Annotated in this window: 1 protein-coding gene; it reads left to right on the top strand. The window is 70.2% G+C overall.

Annotated features, from left to right (window positions below; all coding sequences use genetic code 11):
* Window position 1: 1 nt before the first annotated feature.
* A partial coding sequence (locus A2U95_RS32700) for a condensation domain-containing protein (protein WP_338104463.1) occupies window positions 2-1,895 on the top strand: 1,894 nt, incomplete at its 3' end.

The raw sequence follows: 1,895 nt of genomic DNA, 5'->3' as shown, positions 1-1,895 counted from the left end.
GATCCGCGGCTTCCGCGTCGAACCCGGCGAAATCGAAGCCGCCCTCCTCACCCACCCCGCCATCACCCAGGCCGTCATCACCATCCACCAACAGCACCTCGTGGCGCACGTAGTCGGCGAAGCACCGGAGCAAGGCCCGACGGAGAACCTGGCCGATACGGCGCGCCGGCATCTCACCGAGCGGCTGCCCGAGCACCTGGTGCCCACACACATCATGGTTCTCGACCGGCTTCCCCTCACCCCCAACGGGAAGGTGGACAAGCGGGCCCTGCCCGAGCCGTCGTCGGTCTCGACGGGCGGTCGCGCGCCTCGGACGCCGCTCGAGGAGACCCTGGTGGCTCTCTTCACCCGGACACTGAGCACATCCGAATCCCTCACGGTCGACGATGACTTCTTCCGCCACGGCGGTCATTCGTTGCGGGCGGCGCGGCTCACCAACCACATCGCGGACGCGCTCGGTGTTCGCCTGACCATCCGCGACGTCTTCCAGCACCCCACCCCCGCCCGGCTCGCCGACCTGATCTCCCGCCAGAAGGGACTGCCCGCCCTGCCGCCGATCACGGCCGGAGAAGGCACGAACGACAACGGCTCGCTGCCGGCCGCGTCCTTCGCCCAGCGTCGGCTGTGGCTGCTGGCGGACCTGGACGGCGACAGCACCGCCTACAACGTGCCCCTCGCGATACGCCTGGAAGGCGAACTCGACGTAGCCGCGTGGGAGGCCGCGCTCAACGACCTGACCGAACGCCACGCCCCGCTGCGCACCCTGATCGAGACAATCGACGGCGAACCGCACCAGCGAATCCTTCCGCCGGCCGAGGCCCGCGTTCCTTTCGAGTGCCGTCGGATCGCCGCCCAGGCCCTGGACACGGAACTGGCTGCGGCGGCGCAAGAGGTCTTCGATCTGCGGACCGACGTCCCGTTCAGGGCCACGGCCTTCGACCTCGGCGACGGCACCTGGGTGCTGTTCCTTCTGCTGCACCACGTGGCGACGGACGGCGCGTCGAACGGTGTGTTCTTCGAGGACCTGTCCCGGGCCTACGCGGCGCGGGTGTCGGGTGCGGCGGGAAGCGTGCTGGAGCCGCTGCCGGTGCAGTACGCGGACTACGCGCAGTGGCAGCGGACGGTGCTGGGGTCGGCCGACGATCCGGACAGTCTGCTGGCCCGGGAGCTCGGGTTCTGGCGCTCGGCGCTGGACGGGCTGCCCGAGGAACACGGTCTGCGCCTGGACCGGCCCCGTCCCGCCCGGGCGACCCACCGGGGCGGCGAGGTCAAGGTGGACCTCGGCCCGGATCTCTTCGCCCGGGTGGGTGAGCTGGCCATGGCGGAGGGCTGCACGCCGTTCATGGTGGTCCACGCCGCCCTGGTCTCCGCCCTGAACCGGCTCGGCGCCGGCACCGACCTCGCCGTCGGTACACCGGTCGCCGGGCGCGGCGACGAGCAGCTTCGCGACCTGGTCGGTTTCTTCGTCAACACGCTCGTCCTGCGCACCGACAGCAGCGGGGACCCGACCTTCCAGGAACTGCTGGCACGCATCCGCGCCACCGACCTGGACGCCTTCGCCCACCAGGAAGCGCCCTTCGACCTCGTCCTCGATGCGGTCAGCCCGGTTCGTTCCCTCGCCCGTCACCCCTTGTTCCAGATCTGCCTCGGCCTCGAGACGGGCGGCACGTCAAGGATCCGGCTGCCCGGAGACCAACTGGCCGACGTGTTCGGTGTGACGAACGGTTCGGCCAAGTTCGACCTCGAGTTCCTGCTCCGCTCCGACGACAACCAGCAACTGCACGGGACCGTCCTCTTCGCACAGGACCTGTTCGACGAGAACACCGTGCGGCGCATGGTCACCGTCCTGGGCCAGGTCCTCGAGCAGGTACTGGCCGACCCCGGCCGCCGCATCG

The organism is Streptomyces chilikensis (genome assembly GCF_001642695.1).
Taxonomy (GTDB): Bacteria; Actinomycetota; Actinomycetes; order Streptomycetales; family Streptomycetaceae; genus Streptomyces; species Streptomyces chilikensis.
The sequence above is the reverse complement of the archived record's forward strand: the minus strand, read 5'-3'. Positions and strand labels throughout refer to the sequence as shown.